We start from the raw sequence: 17,826 nt of genomic DNA, 5'->3' as shown, positions 1-17,826 counted from the left end.
TGCTTGCGTTACAGGTAGAACGATTTCAACGGTGGGAAACCATTGAATTCAACAGCACTGTAGCTGGTGGTGTAAGCACCGGTGGACAACCAGTACAACCGATCACCAATCGCCAGGTTCAGCGGCAGCCCGTACTTGTAGTTCTCGTACATGATGTCGGCGCTGTCGCAGGTTGGCCCGGCGATGACCACTTCTTCCATCTCGCCTTTTTTCTCGGTCCAGATCGGGAACTTGATGGCTTCGTCCATGGTTTCGATCAGGCCAGAGAATTTGCCCACATCCGTGTACACCCAACGCTCGACGGCGGTACGCGATTTACGGGCGACCAACACCACTTCACTGACCAGGATCCCGGCGTTGGCGATCAACGAGCGGCCTGGCTCCAGGATGATTTCCGGCAGGTCATCACCGAAGTCTTCCTTGAGGAAACGGATGATTTCTTCGGCGTAGGTTTCCAGGCTGTTGGTGCGGGTGATGTAGTTGGCCGGGAAGCCGCCGCCCATGTTGATCAGCTTCAACTGGATGCCGTCTTCTTCTTTCAGGCGCTCGAAGATCACTTTGACCTTGGCGATTGCTGCATCCCACACGCTGATATCACGCTGTTGTGAACCTACGTGGAACGAGATGCCGTACGGCACCAGGCCCAGGTCGCGGGCGAGGATCAGCAGGTCCATGGCCATGTCGGTCTGGCAGCCGAACTTGCGCGACAGAGGCCAGTCAGCGGTGGTCGAGCCTTCGGTGAGGATCCGCACATAGACTTTCGAACCCGGTGCGGCCTTGGCGATGTTGCGCAAGTCGGCTTCGGAGTCGGTGGAGAACAGCCGCACGCCCTTCTCATAGAAGTAGCGGATGTCCTTGGATTTCTTGATGGTGTTGCCGTAGCTGATACGGTCGGCGCTGACGCCACGGTCCAGCACCTTGTCCAGCTCGTAGATCGAGGCGATGTCGAAGCTCGAGCCTTTGGCTTTCAGCAGGTCGATGATTTCGACGGCCGGGTTGGCCTTGACCGCGTAATAGACCTTGGCGAATTCGAAACCGGCGCGCAGGTCGTCATAGGCCTTGCTGATCATCGCGGTGTCGATCACCACGAACGGGGTTTCTTGCGTGTCGGCGAAGGCCTTCATTTTCTGGAAGGTTTCGCGCGCGTAATAGTCTTCGACCTGGATCGACATGCTGGGAACTCCTACTGGCAAACTAGATTGATCAATGGGTGCAAATGAACGTCCTCCGTATCCCCACTTTGGTTCGCCTACTTCCCAAGGCATGTCGCCGAAAGCAAAAAGGCCATGGGAGCAACCGCTGCCCTTGGCCTTGCTGTCTCGTCGTCAGTACTTGAGCCGGATGGATCGTTTCCAGCATGGACGTTCGGCGCGAACTTTAGGACGTGAGGGGTTTTAGATCAACTAAAAATGTCGCGTTTTTGCACGCGTTCGTCGTGTGGTGCCGTGCAGCTACTTATGTAACCGACGGGGATGACGGAATGATGTTCCCCGGATGGGGATATTTGAGGTGTTTTAGAGCCCAGTGGAGATCCAAATGTGGGAGCGGGCTTGCTCGCGAAGGCGGTGGGTCAGTTATGCATATTTGACTGACACTCCGCCTTCGCGAGCAAGCCCGCTCCCACATTTGAACTGCGCTGTGTCAGGTCAGGCCAACGCAGTCTCGGCAGGCGACACGATACTGGTCTTGCCCCCACGCGACTTACCGGAGCTCAGGTACTCGGCAATCGACTCCTGGGTCACTTCCCCCAGGAACACCCGCTCGGCGTCCATCACCGGCAGCCACGAACGGTTGAACTCGTACATCCGCGACAGCAGGATGCGCAAGTGCTCGTCGTACGCCGCCGTGGCGTTGAATTCCCGCAGGTATTGCCCGCAGGTACCGGTCTGACGGTGCAGGTCGCGACGTCGCACATAACCCAGTGCCTTGTTGTCGGCGCAGGTGACCACCACATAGCGGCGATCATGTTCGTCCATCAACTCCAAGGCATCCGCCACCGGGGTTTCCGGGCTGACGGACGGTGCGTTGTCCGCCGCATCTTCGGCCTTCACCAACAACAGGCGCTTGAGCGTGCTGTCCTGGCCAACAAAGTTGCTGACAAATTCGTCGGCAGGGTGGGCCAGCAGGGTGTCCGGGTGGTCGATCTGCAACAGCTTGCCAGCGCGGAAAATCGCGATCTTGTCACCCAGTTTGATGGCTTCATCGATGTCGTGGCTGACCATGATCACGGTCTTGTTCAGCGCACGCTGCATCTCGAAGAACTCGTTCTGAATCATCTCGCGGTTGATCGGGTCGACCGCGCCGAACGGCTCATCCATCAACAGCAGCGGCGCATCGGCCGCCAGGGCGCGGATCACGCCGATCCGCTGTTGCTGGCCACCGGACAATTCACGCGGGTAGCGATGGAGGTACTGCTTGGGTTCGAGCTTGATCATGCTCATCAATTCGCGGGCGCGGTCATGGCACTTTTGCTTATCCCAACCCAGCAGCTTGGGCACGACCACGATGTTTTCCTCGATGGTCATGTTGGGGAACAGGCCGATCTGCTGGATGACGTAGCCGATGTTGCGGCGCAGGGTCACTTCGTCGAGCCCGGTGGTGTCTTCGCCGTTGATCAGGATCTTGCCCGAGGTGGGTTTGATCAGGCGGTTGATCATCTTCAGTGTGGTGCTTTTGCCGCAGCCCGACGGGCCGAGGAATACGCAAATTTCGCCTTCGTTGACGGTCAGGCTCACGGAATCAACGGCGGTGATGGTCTTGCCGTTGCTTTGAAAGGTCTTGGTCAGGTTTTGAAGTTCGATCATTTGAGTAATCCTTTTGGAGTCAGCGTGCGTTGCAGCCATTGCAGAAGCAGGTCGGCGAAGATGGCCAGGAGACTGACCAGTACGGCGCCAACGATCAGCATCGACATGTCGCTGCGGCTGATGGAAGCCAGAATTAGTACACCCAGGCCACCGGCGCCGATGGTGGCGGCGATGGTCATCACACCAATGTTCATCACCACGGCGGTGCGCACACCGGCGAGGATCACCGGCACGGCAATCGGCAGCTCGACCATGCGCAGGCGCTGGCCGAAGGTCATGCCGATGCCACGGGCGGCTTCGCGAATACCCGGTTCCACGCCGGTCAGGGCCAGGTAGGTATTACGCATGATGGGCAACAGGGAGTAGAGGAACACGGCAGTGATCGCCGGCATCGGCCCCAGGCCCTGGCCAAACTTGGAATAGAACGGCAACAGCAGGCCGAACAGCGCGATGGACGGTACGGTGAGCAGTACCGTGGCGCTGGCTTGCAGTGGGCCGGCCAGGGTCGGGAAGCGGGTCATCAGCACGCCCAGAGGCACGCCAACAACGATGGCCAGGATGACTGCGATACCGACCAGGGTGATGTGCTGCCAAGTCAGTTGCAGGACGAGTGCCCAGTCAAGATGGGAAAAGGCGTTCAGGAATTCCATGTCTTCTCCTTAGTTGAGTGGGTGTTGACGCAGGAAATCGGCGGCAACGGCGGACGGGCTTTCATGGTCGACATCCACCCGCGCGTTGAGCTGGCGCATGGTTTCGTCGTCGAACAGCGCAGCCAGCGGCGCAAGCTCTGCGGCCAGTTGCGGGTGGGCGTCGAGGTAAACCTGGCGCACTACGGGCGCGGCGGTGTAGTCCGGGAAGTAATGCTTGTCGTCTTCCAGCAACTTCAATTTGAAGGCGTTGAGGCGCCCGTCGGTGGTGTAGACCAGGCCGGCAAACACTTGGCCATTACGCAGGGCGGTATAGACCAGGCCTGCGTCCATCTGCCGGGTGTTTTTGCGGGTCAGGTTCATGCCGTACAGCTTGACCATGCCCGCCATGCCGTCGGAACGGTTGGCAAACTCGGTGTCCAGGGCCACCAGCCGGTTTTCACGGGTGTCTTCGGCCAGGGCCTTGGTCAGGTCGCTGATCGTGTTGATCTGCGGGTATTCCTTGGCCACGTTCTCCGGCAGGGACAGCGCGTAGGTATTGCTGAACTTCGACGGCGACAGCCAGACCAGGCCTTTTTTGGCGTCGAGTTCTTTGACCCGAGCGTAGGACTGTTCGCTGTCGAGCTTCTCGTCGACATGGTTGTAGGCCACCAGCGACACGCCGGTGTATTCCCAGATCAGGTCCAGTTGCCCGCTCTCCTGGGCACTGCGTGCCAGGTTGCTGCCCAGCCCGCCGGTCACACGGGTGTCGTAGCCCTTGGTGCGCAGGTATTGGGAGGTGATTTCGGCCAGCAGGGTCTGTTCGGTGAACACCCGGGCGCCGATGCGGATTACCGGTTTTTCAGCGGCTTGCGCAATGCCTGTAAACAGCAGGACGCAGCTCAATATCAAAGTCAGTTTTTTCATGTTGATTCCTTGGCCAAGCCTTAAGACGGACGCAACCCGCGTTCCAGCCAGAGGCGGCTGGCCATGGTCACCAGGCCGTCGAGCAGCAAGGCCAGCAGCGCGGTGCACGCGGCGCCGAGCAGCAGTTGCGGCTGATTGTTCAGGGCGATGCCGGGGAAGATCAGGCTGCCCAGGCTGTTGGCGCCAATCAGGAACGCCAGGGGCGCGGTACCGACGTTGATCGCCAGGGCCACGCGCACACCACCGATGATGATCGGCACGGCGTTGGGCAACTCCACGCGAAACAGCACCTGGCGCGGGGTCATGCCGATGCCGACAGCGGCTTCTTTCAAGGAACCCTGGACGTTTTTCAGGCCTTCATAGGTGTTACGTACGATGGGCAGCAAGGAGGCAAGGAACAGCGCGAAGATCGCAGGGCCGCTGCCAATGCCGAGGACGCCGAGAGCGATGGCCAGTACAGCCAGGGGAGGGACGGTGTTGCCGATGTTGAAGATCTGCATGAAGCGTTCTGCGCGCCCGACCATGTTCGGACGGCTGAGCAGGATACCGGCGGGAATGCCCACAATCAGGGCGGCAAGCATGGAGACAAGAACAAGAATCAGGTGAGCTTGCAGGTAAAACAACAAATCGTCGCGGTACAGTTCGATCGTGTTGATGCCAATCCAGTGGACCAGCAGGGCCAGGAGAGCGACGACAACCGCTCCTCCTATCAGCCCTTTGCCATAGCGAATAGCCACAGGCGGACTCCTTTATTCAGTCGGCGAGCACATTCCCGAGCGGCAATGCCATTCCTGGCTGTCGGCAAATATGGTCGCGAAAAGCAGCTCGCCAATGCCGGCAAAACGGCATGAGGTCGAGCCATGAGCGCAGCCTCGTCAGGCTAACTTGCTGATTTTTCAGCCCCTGGTACGAATGCTGTAACAGGGGAGTGGACGCCTCCACCTTTTAAAAGGTTCCACACTTGGGAGCTTTTAGCCACCCCTAACCGGGTGAACGGTGGTCCGGCACCCTGGGTTTACGCTATACTCGCCGCCCTTTTTTGACTCACCTGCCAGGCGATTTCCCATGACCCACCAGGCCGCCGAAGTCGCGAAACGCCGCACTTTCGCCATTATTTCCCACCCCGATGCCGGTAAAACCACCATCACCGAAAAGCTCCTGCTGATGGGCAAGGCGATCGCAGTGGCCGGCACGGTGAAATCCCGTAAATCCGATCGTCATGCCACCTCCGACTGGATGGAGATGGAGAAGCAACGGGGTATTTCCATTACCACGTCGGTCATGCAGTTCCCTTACCGTGAACACATGATCAACCTGCTCGACACCCCGGGCCACGAAGATTTCTCCGAAGATACCTACCGCACCTTGACGGCGGTCGACTCGGCACTGATGGTCCTCGACGGCGGTAAAGGTGTTGAGCCACGGACCATCGCGCTGATGGACGTCTGCCGTCTGCGGGATACGCCGATTGTCAGCTTCATCAACAAACTCGACCGCGATATTCGTGACCCGATCGAATTGCTCGACGAGATCGAAGCCGTCCTGAAGATCAAGGCCGCGCCAATTACCTGGCCGATCGGTTGCTACCGTGACTTCAAGGGTGTGTACCACCTGGCCGACGACTACATCATTGTCTACACCGCCGGCCATGGTCACGAACGCACCGATGTGAAAATCATCGAGAAGCTCGACTCCGACGAAGCCCGCGCCCATCTAGGTGATGAGTACGACCGTTTTGTCGATCAGTTGGAACTGGTGCAGGGCGCTTGCCATGAGTTCAACCAGCAGGAATTTCTCGACGGCCAGCTGACCCCGGTGTTCTTCGGTACCGCCCTGGGCAACTTTGGTGTCGATCACGTGCTCGACGCCGTGGTCAATTGGGCACCCAAGCCGCTGGCCCGTGTCGCCAACGAACGTACCGTAGAGCCGGTGGAAGAGAAGTTCGCAGGCTTCGTGTTCAAGATCCAGGCGAACATGGACCCAAAACACCGCGACCGTATCGCCTTCATGCGTATCTGCTCAGGCAAATACGAAAAAGGCATGAAGATGCGCCACGTGCGTACCGGCAAGGACGTGCGCATCGGCGACGCCCTGACATTCTTCTCCTCCGAGCGTGAACAACTGGAAGAGGCGTTTGCCGGCGACATCATCGGGTTGCACAACCATGGCACCATTCAGATCGGTGACACCTTCACTGAAGGCGAAGTGCTGGGCTTCACCGGTATTCCGCACTTCGCGCCGGAACTGTTCCGCCGCGTGCGGCTGCGTGACCCGCTCAAATCCAAGCAACTGCGTCAAGGTTTGCAGCAACTGGCGGAAGAGGGCGCGACCCAGGTGTTCTTCCCTGAGCGCAGCAACGACATCATCCTCGGGGCCGTCGGTGTACTGCAGTTCGATGTGGTGGCCAGCCGCTTGAAAGAGGAATACAAGGTCGAGTGCTCCTACGAGCCGATCACCGTGTACTCCGCGCGCTGGATCGATTGCAGCGACAAGAAGAAGCTGGAGGAATTCTCCAACAAGGCCGTGGAAAACCTCGCCATCGACGGCGGCGGTCACCTGACTTACCTGGCCCCGACCCGGGTCAACCTGGCGCTGATGGAAGAGCGCTGGCCGGATGTGAAATTCCGCGCGACCCGTGAGCATCATTAATGTAGGCATTTCTAACTGAACTAAAAAGGCCCTGCAGATTTTATCTGTAGGGCCTTTTTAGTTTCTGATGGGGTCGAACTGTAAGTTGTCAACTGTCAATGTTGACAGTTGACAACTTACAGTTATGCTTTTTACTTTAGAGGTGGGAGGCATGTGCCTTTTCGATGACCGAATATGGAGAGCCATATCATGTTAGATAGTCAGGAAATAGAAAATAAACTGCTAAGCGCCTCTGGGAGATTTGAATACACCGTTGATGGTGGGGCAGTTGTCATCCCAACTTATAAATATGCTAGTTTTTACATGGGTAATACCCATACATTTTTTGTGGGGCGGGATACTGACGTCGCTATCCAAGAAACGGGTGTCCATATGGCATTCACATATGAGAGTGCAGCGAGTTTTTGGGGGGTCGATACTTCTCTTGGAGGAGGTATCGTGGCCAATTTTCACAGTGTTGGGGAAGTCTGGCGTGGTCAGACGGGGATTGTGACTGGGATATTTAGTTCTTCGCAAAAAACGGTGTTCATTCAGTTTGATTTTATGGCGCACCGAGACTCGCGAAGTAAGCATGTAAAGGGGCATTTTATATTGAAGGCGGATGGTGTTTCTTCGTAATTTGACGCGGTATAAAGATGTTATGCCTGACGCTGTTGAAACTCGAGGGGGTCTATACTCCAATGGATTCAACGGTGTGATGGACGATTTTATCGGAAAGCTTGGTTGGAGACGGTGAGGTTGTGTTTATGAAGATTGATAAGAGGGCGAAGCGGTGACGACTTCGCCCTTTTTTATGGCGGATAACGATTGAATTAGAGGCTGTTCGGGCCTACCCGGAGTTGTTTTAACGAAAGCTCAGCCCCCACGCGCACCGCCTCAACTTGCGCAACAATGGCATCCTTGACAATCGCCTCACCCAAGTCAGTCAGTTCCTGACTCGCTATATGGGTCACGCTCAAGTGCAACAAGTGCATGGCCACATCCATGGCACTTTGAAATGATAGCAATGTATTGTTCGGTCCCAGCTCACCGATCACTGCTTCCCAGCGGCGGTCTGATTCGGCTTGCAAGGCCTTGAACTCGCCCATCAATACGTCGCCATCTTCGAAAATATCTGACAATAACGTTTCCAGGGATTTGGAAATAGCTCTCATAGATAACGCTCGCCCTTAAGTAATGAAATTGAAGAGGGCGGACTTTAATCTTTGATGTTTGAATTGTGCAATTGCAGAAACATGCTCGTTACAAGTTGCAGATAATGCCTCTGTGGCGTGAGCGCTAATATAGTTTTTCACGTAAGAGTGTTCGGGCTTTCGTGAAAGGAATTTATGTGTGTTGTCGGTGGCAAAGCTTTCTCTATATTTGGAATAATTAATATTCCAATTGGTTCTATAGGCGAAGTGCTAATTCCTCCGACAACAGTGATCAAGATGGCGAAAACCCCATAACGCTACTAGCTTGAGAAAGGGCGACAGTCGGCGTAAGCCGAAGACACAGGTCGTGCGGGATTCACCAACTGACTGGACGGAAATCGACCATGAGTATCTTTCAACGTTTGGTGCTGTTGATCAAAGTGCTGGTGATGTTATCGCTGGGCATGTCGGCAGCATGGGCTAATACAGCCGTGCAGGGTCATGGTTCAGGGTTTGTGGCGGCGAAGGTGGTGCAAGTCAGTGGCTTGCAACTGGCCAAGAGTGAGTCTGAAGGTGGCGATGAAGGCCAAGGCGGCTCAAAGGATGATGATGACGGCACCACCGGCGGGCCAGATAACAACGACGACCCGGATGACGACGGTGACAGCGATACGTAAATAGCACGGGCAAAAGAAAGCCCCTCCCGCCAGGCTGATGCGCAACCTGATGGGAAGGGCTGTAGAACTCAAGTAATGCTCCGGGCTCATCCCCGGGGCATTTTTTGTGTCACCTCAGGCGATGAACTGTTCCGCAAAGTGGCAAGCCACCTGGCGGTTATCCAGTGGCCGCAAGGCCGGCTCTTCGGTGCTGCACAGTTCGGTGGCGTACGGACAACGCTTGTGGAAAGCGCAGCCAGATGGCGGGTTCAGCGGGTTGGGTAACTCACCGACGATCTTGATCTTCGGCTTGTTCGGGTCCGGGTGGATGGTCGGGGTGGCCGACAGCAGCGCCTGGGTGTACGGGTGCAGGGGACGTGCGTAGATGTCTTCTTTCGGGCCCACTTCCACCGGGCGGCCGAGGTACATCACCATCACATCATCGGCAACGTGTTGCACCACCGCCAAGTTGTGGGAGATGAACACATAGGCGGTATTGAACTCCTGCTGCAGGTCCATGAACAGGTTGAGCACCTGGGCCTGGATCGACACGTCCAGCGCCGAGGTCGGTTCATCCGCCACCAGCACTTTGGGTTGTAGCATCATTGCCCGGGCCAGGGCGATCCGCTGGCGCTGGCCACCGGAGAACATGTGCGGGTAGCGCTGATAATGCTCAGGGCGCAGGCCCACTTGCTTCATCATCGCCTGGACCTTTTCCCGGCGCTCGGCGGCGGACAGGTTGGTGTTGATCAGCAGCGGCTCGCCCAGTTGGTCACCGACTTTCTGGCGTGGGTTCAGCGAGGCATAAGGGCTCTGGAACACCATCTGCACGTCTTTGCGCAGTTGCTTGCGCTGGGCCTTGTCGGCACCGGTGACTTCCTGGCCGGCGATTTTCAGCGAGCCGGAGGACGGCTCTTCAATCAGCGTCAGGGCGCGGGCCAGGGTGGACTTGCCGCAACCGGATTCGCCCACGACCGCGAGGGTCTTGCCGGCTTCCAGTTCGAACGACACACCATTGAGCGCGCGTACCAATGCGTGCCCCTTGAACAGGCCACGGGACACTTCGTAGTGACGGGTCAGGTCGCGAGCAGTAAGTACGACGGCCATTACGCCACCTCCTGATTCAGCGGGTAGAAGCAGCGGGCGAGGCTGTTACTTTTCGGGTCAAGGCCAGGGCGCTGGGCACGGCAGGACTCCTGCACATACGGGCAGCGCGGTGACAGCAGGCAACCCTGCGGACGGTCATAACGACCGGGCACGATACCCGGTAGCGTGGCCAGGCGCGTGGCGCCGAGGCTGTGCTCGGGAATTGCCTTGAGCAGCGCTTCGCTGTACGGGTGCGCCGGAATGTCGAACAACTGCGGTACCTGGCCGACTTCAACAGCTTGGCCTGCGTACATCACGCACACACGCTGGGCAGTTTCTGCCACGACCGCGAGGTCGTGAGTGATCAGCACCAGGCCCATGTTCTGCTCTTTCTGCAAGGCCAGCAGCAGGTCCATGATTTGGGCCTGGATGGTCACATCGAGTGCAGTGGTCGGTTCATCGGCAATCAGCAGTTTCGGCTCGCCGGCAATCGCCATGGCAATTGCCACACGCTGGCTCATACCGCCGGACAACTGGTGCGGGTAGGCGTCCATCCGGCTGGCTGCGCCTGGGATTTCGACCTTTTCCAGCAGTTCGATCGCACGCTTGCGCGCTTGTTTGCTGGACATCTTCAGGTGCAGACGCAGCACTTCCTCGATCTGGAAACCCACGGTGTAGCTGGGGTTCAGCGCGGTCATCGGGTCCTGGAACACCATGGCCAAGTCTTTACCGACGATCTGTCGACGCTGACGGTTGCTCAGCTTGAGCATGTCCTTGCCGTCGAAGTTCAGTGCGTCGGCGGTGACGATACCGGGGTGCTCGATCAGGCCCATCAGCGCCATCATGGTCACGGATTTACCCGAGCCCGACTCGCCAACGATTGCCAGTACTTCGCCCTTGTCGACGGAAATGTCGAGGCCGTCGACCACCGGGACGGCGGTCTTGTCGCCGAAGCGGACATTGAGATTCTTGATTTCTAGCAGTGACATGGGAATCTCCTCAGGCGGCGTTCTTGAGTTTCGGGTCCAGCGCATCGCGCAGACCGTCGCCCATCAGGTTGATTGCCAGCACGCTGAGCAAAATGGTCAAGCCAGGCAGACTCACTACCCACCAGGCGCGTTCGATGTAGTCGCGAGCCGAAGCCAGCATGGTGCCCCACTCAGGGGTTGGCGGTTGTACGCCAAGGCCGAGGAAGCCAAGGGCTGCGGCATCGAGAATCGCCGAGGAGAAGCTCAAGGTCGCCTGAACGATCAACGGTGCCATGCAGTTAGGCAGCACGGTGACAAACATCAGGCGTGGCAGGCCGGCGCCGGCGAGGCGGGCGGCGGTGACGTAGTCGCGGTTCAGTTCACCCATCACCGCAGCACGGGTCAAGCGGACATAGGACGGCAGGGACACGATGGCGATAGCGATCACGGTGTTGATCAGGCCAGGGCCGAGGATGGCGACAATCGCCACAGCCAGCAGCAGCGATGGCAGGGCCAGCATGATGTCCATCAAACGCATGATGGTCGGGCCGAGCAGACGCGGAAAGAAACCGGCGAACAAACCCAGCAGGATCCCCGGGATCAACGACATGACGACCGAAGACAGGCCGATCAGCAATGACAGGCGCGAACCCTGGATCAGGCGCGACAGCAAGTCACGGCCCAGTTCGTCGGTGCCCAGCAGGAATTGCATCTGCCCGCCTTCCAGCCAGGCTGGCGGGGTCAGCAGGAAGTCGCGGTACTGTTCGCTCGGGTTGTGCGGTGCCACCCAAGGGGCGAACAGTGCGCAAAATATCACCAGCAGCATGAACAACAGGCCGGCAACCGCACCCTTGTTCTTGGAAAAGGCTTGCCAGAATTCTTTGTACGGGGACGGATAAAGCAGGCTTTGATCGACTGCTACCGAAGTAGTTGGAGTGGTCATGGTCATGATCTCAGCGCTGGTGACGGATGCGTGGGTTGGCGAAGCCGTAGAGGATATCCACCACGAAATTCACCAGAATCACCAGGCAGGCGATTAACAGGATGCCGTTTTGCACCACGGGATAGTCCCGTGCGCCAATGGCTTCGATCAGCCACTTGCCGATGCCGGGCCAGGAGAAGATGGTTTCGGTCAGGACCGCACCGGCCAGCAGGGTGCCGACTTGCAGGCCGACCACCGTCAGTACCGGAATCAGCGCGTTACGCAGGCCGTGCACGAACACGACGCGTGCGGGCGACAGGCCTTTGGCCTTGGCGGTACGGATGTAGTCTTCACGCAGCACTTCGAGCATCGAGGAGCGGGTCATCCGTGCGATTACGGCCAGCGGAATGGTGCCAAGCACGATGGCCGGCAGGATCAGGTGGTGCAGGGCGTCGAAGAACGCGTCGGGCTCATCGGCCAGCAAGGTGTCGATCAGCATGAAGCCGGTGCGCGGCTCGATGTCGTAGAGCAGGTCGATACGTCCGGACACCGGAGTCCAGCCCAGGCTCACGGAGAAGAACATGATCAGGATCAGGCCCCACCAGAAGATCGGCATCGAATATCCCGCCAGGGAGATGCCCATCACCCCATGGTCGAACAGGGATCCTCGCTTCAAGGCCGCGATCACCCCGGCCAAGAGGCCCAGGATGCCGGCGAACAACAACGCGGCCATGGACAGTTCCAGGGTCGCAGGGAAGAGGGCGGTGAATTCAGTCCACACGCTGGTACGGGTACGCAGGGATTCGCCAAGATCGCCGTGGGCAAGCTTGCCGACGTAGTCAAAGTATTGCGCATACAAGGGTTTATTCAGACCAAGGCGTTCCATTGCCTGAGCGTGCATTTCGGGGTCGACTCGTCGTTCGCCCATCATGACTTCCACGGGATCGCCAGGGATCATGCGAATCAACGCGAACGTCAGCAAGGTGATGCCGAAAAAAGTGGGGATCAATAGCCCCAATCGGCGGGCAATAAAACTAAACATCTTGTTGTGTACCTCAATCAGCCGGTTAGGCAGGTCCGGCACCGTCAGGGTCGACGGCGCCGAGCGTTTTTCTTATTTACTTCACCTGGGTGGTGGCGAAGTTATTAGTCCCCAGAGGGCTTTGGGTGAAGCCTTCTACGTTCTTGCGCATGGCGGTGAACAGTTTCGGATAAGCCATGGGGAGCCATGGTTGGTCCTTGTCGAAAACGTCCTGTGCTTGTTCATAGAGTGCAGCGCGCTGGGCGGGTTCAGCAGTGGCGCGCGCTTTGTCGATCAAGTCTTGAAACTCTTTGTTACACCAGCGCGCGTAGTTTTCGCCGTTTTTCGCTGCATCGCAACTCAGGTTTGGCGTTAGGAAGTTGTCAGGGTCGCCGTTATCACCGACCCAGCCAGCCGACACCATGTCGTGCTCGCCGTTTTTAGCGCGCTTGAGCATCTCGCCCCATTCCATGACTTTGATATTCACCTTCAGGCCAATCTGCGCCAGATCCGCCTGCATGCGCTGGGCGCCGAGCATCGGGTTGGGGTTGGTCGGGCCGCCGCCGTTACGCGTGAACAGGCTGAATTCGGTGCCTTCCGGCACGCCGGCTTCCTTGAGCAGGGCGCGGGCCTTGTCCAGGTCGCGGGGCGGGTTCTTCAGTTTGTCGCTGAAACCCAGCAAGGTCGGCGGATAAGGACCAGTCCCCACCACCGCATTGCCTTTGCCGAACAGGGCTTCGGTATAGCCGGCCTTGTCGAACGCGATGTTGATCGCGTGACGCACCCGCGCATCGCTCATGTATTTGTGGGTTGTGTTCAAGGCGGTGTAACTGGTGGTCATCGCCGCCAGTTCATCGACTTTCAGGTTGGGGTCTTTCTTGATGCTTGGAATGTCATCCGGCTTGGGGAACAGCGCGATCTGACATTCATTGGCCTTGAGCTTCTGCAGGCGCACGTTGTTATCGGTGCTGATCGCCAGGATCAGCGGGTCGACTGCCGGTTTGCCACGGAAGTAGTCGGGGTTGGCCTTGAAGCGCGCCTGGGCGTCCTTCTGATAACGGGTGAAGATGAACGGGCCAGTGCCGATGGGCTTGGCGTTGAGGTCTTCGGTCTTGCCGGATTTGAGCAACTGGTCGGCGTATTCCTTCGAATGGATTGAAGAGAATGCCATGCCCAGGTCGGCTAGGAAGGGGGCTTCAGGACGCGTCAGGGTAAAGACAACGGTGTAGTCGTCGGTCTTCTCTACGCTCTTGAGCAGTTCCTTGAAGCCCATGCTTTCGAAATACGGATAGCCCACGAGGGACTTTTTATGCCAAGGGTGATTCGGGTCCAGCTGGCGCTGGAAGCTCCAAAGCACGTCGTCGGCGTTCAGGTTGCGCGTGGGTTTGAAATAGTCGGTGGTGTGGAACTTGATGTCGTCACGCAGGTGGAACGTGTAGGTCAGGCCATCGGCGCTGATTTGCGGCAGGTCCTTGGCCAGGGCCGGGACCACTTCGGTGGTGCCGGGCTTGAAATCCACCAGGCGGTTGAACATGGTTTCCGCAGCGGCGTCAGCGGTCACGGCGGTGGTATACAGGACCGGGTCAAAACCTTCCGGGCTCGCTTCGGTGCAGACCACCAGCGGTTTGGCCGAAACGCCAACCGCCACGCTCAACAGCGCAGCGGCGATGGCAGCTTGTAACGGGAGCATTTTCATTGAGAACCCTCTGCAATCGATGGAACCAGAAAAACGTAGACGGCGGGCTCTTCCTGAGCCCGCCGTCTACCTGGCGCTAATTAAAGGATGTTGAACGGGATGGTGGTGACCAGACGGAACTCTTTGATGCTGCCGTCAGACTGGTTTTCGCTGCCGCGGTGCTCGACGTAGGTAGCGCGAATGGCGGTGGCCTTGAGTGGGCCGCTTTGCACGGCGTAGGACGCGCCAACCCCGTATTCCTGGTGTTTTTCATTGTCCTGGGACTGAATGCCATCGTAGGCAAACTTGGCCCGGCCGCCGTTGCCGGTGTAGTGGGTACCGTCGATACCCCAGCCGCGAGCGGAGTAAATATTGAACTTCAGGCCCGGCACCCCGTATTCGGCCATGTTGATGCCGTAGGCGATCTGGAAGGACTTCTCGTTCGGACCGTTGAAGTCGGACGTCAGGGAGTTGGCCAGGTAGATACCGTTGGTTTCGTGCAGGTAGTCGAAGTACTCGTTACCGTTCACGGCCTGGTAGGAGAAGGTCAGGCTGTGGGCTTGGTGGGCCAGGCCCAGGGACAGGGAGTAGGTATCGTTGTCGATTTCCCCCATCAGTTTTTTGCCTTCATCGACGGTTTTGTAGTAGTTGAAGCCGGTGGTCAGTGCCAACTGCTGGCTATCACCCAGCTCGTGGGTTGCGCCGAAGTAGTACTGATTCCAGAAGTCTTTGACATTGGCGCCGAAGAAGCTGGTTTTCAGACTCTTGAGCGGCTGGTAGTTGGCGCCCAGGGTGTAGACCTTGTCGGTCTCTTGGCCATTGCCGTATTCGGAACGGAACTTCGACAGGCTCTGTTCGGTACGTGGCGAAACGCGGTCAAACACGCCGCCCTGGAACGACAGGTTGCTGAACTCTTCGCTGTTGAAGCTCACACCTTGAAAGCTGGAAGGCAGTGCACGGTTGCCGATGGTGTCGACAATACCGCTGCTGAAGTTCTGGCGACCGGCGGTCAAGGTAGTGTTGGATACACGGAACTGGACGTTGGCCAGTCCCAGTTTGCTCCACTGGTCTACGGCGTCGCCATTGGAGTCGGCCAGGGTACGGTTGGAGCCGCCCTTGATATCGCGCTTGCTGCGGTCCAGGACCAGAGCGTTGTAGACCGCCACTTCGGTTTTGACGCCTACGGTGCCTTGGGTGAAACCCGAGCTTGCATTGAGGATGGTGCCCTGGACCCAGTTCTCACGGCGACGGTCGGTAACGGTTTGGCCGTGCTTTTGGTAGGAGAAGGTGCCGCCCCGGTATTTCTGTTCATTGGAATACCAGTTACGGGTAGTGCCGCCCAGGCTGAAGTCTTCGACAAAGCCTTTGGCCTCGCTTTGGGCGCTGGTGCCGGCCAGGGTGGTAGGAACGAAGTCCTGACTTACAGATTCAGCATAGGCGGTGGCCGTGATGCTGCTGATGGCCAAGGCCAGTAGCGCGGTGCTGCTCAGTTTCATGGGTGAAGCTCCTTTGGTTCTCTTTTTTTAATGCCGGTCTTTTTAGGTGAACCGGCTATTGGGTGTGTAACTCGTTCAAGCCTTTGCAAACGTTTGCCGTAGGAAAAATCCTGAATTAAGGCTGCACGTTTGCCGAAGAGCGAACTTCGCTCTCCTCAATCCGGTTATTTTCTTATGGGGTGATACTGACGCCCGAGAACACGTTGCGGCCGAAGGGGCTCACTTTGAAACCTTCGACTTTGGCGCTTAACGGCTGGTTGACCGTCGAGTGGGCGACTGGCGTGATCGGCACCTGTGCTTTAAGCAGTTGCTGCGCCTGTTTGTACAGAACAGTCCGTTGTTCGCGGTCGGTGACGACCTTGGCTTGCTTGATCAGCTTGTCGTACGCCGGGTCACACCACATGGAATAGTTGTTCCCGCCGATGGCGTCGCAGCTGTACAGGGTGCCCAGCCAGTTGTCCGGGTCACCGTTGTCGCCGGTCCAGCCGATCAGGCTGATGTCATGTTCGCCATTTTTGGTGCGCTTGATGTACTCGCCCCATTCGTAGCTGACGATCTTGACCTTGAGGCCGATCTTGGCCCAATCGTTCTGCAGCATTTCTGCCATCAGCTTGGCGTTGGGGTTGTACGGTCGTTGTACCGGCATCGCCCACAGGGTGATTTCAGTACCTTCCTTGACGCCGGCGGCCTTGAGCAACTCTTTGGCCTTTTCCGGGTTGTAGGCAGCGTCCTTGATCGTGTCGTCGTAGGACCACTGGGTCGGCGGCATGGCGTTGACCGCCAGTTGCCCCGCGCCCTGGTAAACCGCATTGAGAATGCTCTGCTTGTTGACCGCCATGTCCAGGGCCTGGCGCACTTCGAGCTGGTCGAAAGGCTTGTGCCGCACGTTATAGGCGATGTAACCGAGGTTGAAGCCAGGCTTGGTCAGCAGTTGCAGTTTCGGGTCGGCCTTGAGGGCATCTACGTCTGCCGGACGAGGGTGCAGGGTGATCTGGCATTCGTTGGCCTTGAGCTTCTGTACCCGTACCGAGGCGTCGGTGTTGATGGCGAAGATCAGGTTGTCCAGCTTGACCCGGCTCGGGTCCCAATACTGTTTGTTGGCTGAGTAGCGGATGTTGGAGTCTTTCTGATAGCTCTTGAACTCGAACGGCCCGGTGCCGATCGGCTTCTGGTTGATGTCGCTCGGTTTACCTTCCTTGAGCAGCTTGTCGGCGTACTCAGCCGACAGGATCGCGGCGAAGCTCATGGCGATATTCTGGATAAACGCGGCATCGACCGTATTCAGGGTCATGACCACGGTCAGTGGCCCGCTCTTCTCGACCTTGGCGATGTTCTTGTTCAGGCTCATCCCGTTGAAGTACGGAAACTCGGTAGGGTAGGCCTTGCGGAACGGGTGCTCGGGGTCAAGCATGCGATTGAAGGTGAACAGCACATCGTCAGCGTCGAAGTCCCGCGTCGGAGTGAAGTACTTGGTCGTGTGGAATTTCACGCCTTCGCGTAAATGGAAGGTGTAGGTCAGGCCGTCTTCGGAAATATCCCAACGGGTCGCCAATCCTGGCACTACGTTGGTCGCGCCTTTTTCGAACTCGGCCAAACGGTTATAGATGGGCTCGGCGGCATCGTTGTCCGTGGCGGTGGTGTATTGCGCAGTGTCGAAGCCCGCCGGGCTGCCTTCGGAGCAAAACACCAGGCTTTTCTTGTCAGCCGCTTGGCTCAGCGATGCGCTGACTAACAAGCTTGTACCCAATATTACGGATAGAACGGTGGTATGGCGCATGACGGTCCCCACTCCTTGTTTGTTGTTGTTATCAGTGACCAATCGCCAGGCCGTTCAGGGCATGGAAACAACACTGACCCCACATT

At 57.9% G+C, this 17,826-nt stretch carries 16 protein-coding genes; 3 read left to right on the top strand and 13 right to left on the bottom strand.

Annotation, left to right across the window (positions count from 1 at the left end):
* Positions 1-8: 8 nt before the first annotated feature.
* The 5 genes from J7E41_RS03345 to J7E41_RS03325 all read right to left on the bottom strand — a co-directional run bounded on the left by J7E41_RS03345 (position 9) and on the right by J7E41_RS03325 (position 5,094).
* The gene (locus J7E41_RS03345; RefSeq protein WP_214990104.1) at positions 9-1,172 is read right to left on the bottom strand and encodes a type III PLP-dependent enzyme; all 1,164 of its coding nucleotides are present in this window, start codon (positions 1,170-1,172) and stop codon (positions 9-11) included.
* Positions 1,173-1,646: 474 nt separating this feature from the next.
* Positions 1,647-2,804, bottom strand: a complete 1,158-nt coding sequence (locus J7E41_RS03340; RefSeq protein WP_214990102.1) for an osmoprotectant ABC transporter ATP-binding protein OsmV — start codon at positions 2,802-2,804, stop codon at positions 1,647-1,649.
* The gene (locus J7E41_RS03335) at positions 2,801-3,454 is read right to left on the bottom strand and encodes an ABC transporter permease (protein WP_169356387.1); all 654 of its coding nucleotides are present in this window, start codon (positions 3,452-3,454) and stop codon (positions 2,801-2,803) included. Before J7E41_RS03335 ends, J7E41_RS03340 begins: the two co-directional genes overlap by 4 nt.
* Before the next feature lie 9 nt (positions 3,455-3,463).
* The gene (locus J7E41_RS03330; RefSeq protein WP_214990100.1) at positions 3,464-4,357 is read right to left on the bottom strand and encodes a glycine betaine ABC transporter substrate-binding protein; all 894 of its coding nucleotides are present in this window, start codon (positions 4,355-4,357) and stop codon (positions 3,464-3,466) included.
* Between the two features lie 20 nt (positions 4,358-4,377).
* Positions 4,378-5,094, bottom strand: a complete 717-nt coding sequence (locus J7E41_RS03325; protein WP_003215977.1) for an ABC transporter permease — start codon at positions 5,092-5,094, stop codon at positions 4,378-4,380.
* 328 nt (positions 5,095-5,422) lie between these two features.
* On the opposite strand from J7E41_RS03325, the gene J7E41_RS03320 reads away from it, so the two are divergent.
* Positions 5,423-7,006, top strand: a complete 1,584-nt coding sequence (locus J7E41_RS03320) for a peptide chain release factor 3 (RefSeq protein WP_155583549.1) — start codon at positions 5,423-5,425, stop codon at positions 7,004-7,006.
* Positions 7,007-7,195: 189 nt separating this feature from the next.
* Positions 7,196-7,624: a hypothetical protein gene (locus J7E41_RS03315; RefSeq protein ID WP_214990099.1), complete on the top strand. Its 429-nt coding sequence runs from the start codon at positions 7,196-7,198 to the stop codon at positions 7,622-7,624.
* A gap of 194 nt (positions 7,625-7,818) precedes the next feature.
* Here the strand turns inward: J7E41_RS03315 and J7E41_RS03310 are convergent, their stop codons facing one another.
* Positions 7,819-8,160, bottom strand: a complete 342-nt coding sequence (locus J7E41_RS03310) for a hypothetical protein (protein WP_214990098.1) — start codon at positions 8,158-8,160, stop codon at positions 7,819-7,821.
* A 383-nt stretch (positions 8,161-8,543) separates the two neighbouring features.
* Here J7E41_RS03310 and J7E41_RS03305 point away from each other — a divergent pair, with 383 nt between their 5' ends.
* A complete protein-coding gene (locus tag J7E41_RS03305; protein ID WP_214990097.1) occupies positions 8,544-8,816 on the top strand; it encodes a hypothetical protein in 273 nt (90 codons plus the stop codon).
* Between the two features lie 114 nt (positions 8,817-8,930).
* Here J7E41_RS03305 and J7E41_RS03300 read toward each other — a convergent pair whose 3' ends face one another.
* The 7 genes from J7E41_RS03300 to J7E41_RS03270 all read right to left on the bottom strand — a co-directional run bounded on the left by J7E41_RS03300 (position 8,931) and on the right by J7E41_RS03270 (position 17,740).
* A complete protein-coding gene (locus tag J7E41_RS03300; RefSeq protein WP_214990096.1) occupies positions 8,931-9,902 on the bottom strand; it encodes a peptide ABC transporter ATP-binding protein in 972 nt (323 codons plus the stop codon).
* Positions 9,902-10,870: an ABC transporter ATP-binding protein gene (locus J7E41_RS03295; RefSeq protein ID WP_214990095.1), complete on the bottom strand. Its 969-nt coding sequence runs from the start codon at positions 10,868-10,870 to the stop codon at positions 9,902-9,904. Before J7E41_RS03295 ends, J7E41_RS03300 begins: the two co-directional genes overlap by 1 nt.
* Before the next feature lie 10 nt (positions 10,871-10,880).
* Positions 10,881-11,792: an ABC transporter permease subunit gene (locus J7E41_RS03290; protein WP_155583544.1), complete on the bottom strand. Its 912-nt coding sequence runs from the start codon at positions 11,790-11,792 to the stop codon at positions 10,881-10,883.
* A 10-nt stretch (positions 11,793-11,802) separates the two neighbouring features.
* Entirely contained in the window at positions 11,803-12,813 is a 1,011-nt protein-coding gene (locus J7E41_RS03285; RefSeq protein ID WP_078740765.1) for an ABC transporter permease subunit, read from the bottom strand.
* Positions 12,814-12,889: 76 nt separating this feature from the next.
* On the bottom strand, positions 12,890-14,488 hold the full coding sequence (locus J7E41_RS03280) for an ABC transporter substrate-binding protein (protein ID WP_214990094.1): 1,599 nt from the start codon (positions 14,486-14,488) through the stop codon (positions 12,890-12,892).
* Positions 14,489-14,568: 80 nt separating this feature from the next.
* Entirely contained in the window at positions 14,569-15,963 is a 1,395-nt protein-coding gene (locus J7E41_RS03275; protein WP_214990092.1) for an OprD family porin, read from the bottom strand.
* Positions 15,964-16,135: 172 nt separating this feature from the next.
* Positions 16,136-17,740 (bottom strand): ABC transporter substrate-binding protein, encoded by a 1,605-nt coding sequence (locus J7E41_RS03270; protein WP_214990090.1) that lies wholly within the window; start codon positions 17,738-17,740, stop codon positions 16,136-16,138.
* Positions 17,741-17,826 lie beyond the last annotated feature (86 nt).

This window comes from Pseudomonas fluorescens, assembly GCF_018614655.1.
In the GTDB taxonomy this organism is placed as follows: Bacteria; Pseudomonadota; Gammaproteobacteria; order Pseudomonadales; family Pseudomonadaceae; genus Aquipseudomonas; species Aquipseudomonas fluorescens_BX.
Note: the sequence above shows the minus strand (reverse complement) of the source record. Positions and strands in the feature narration are given on the sequence as shown.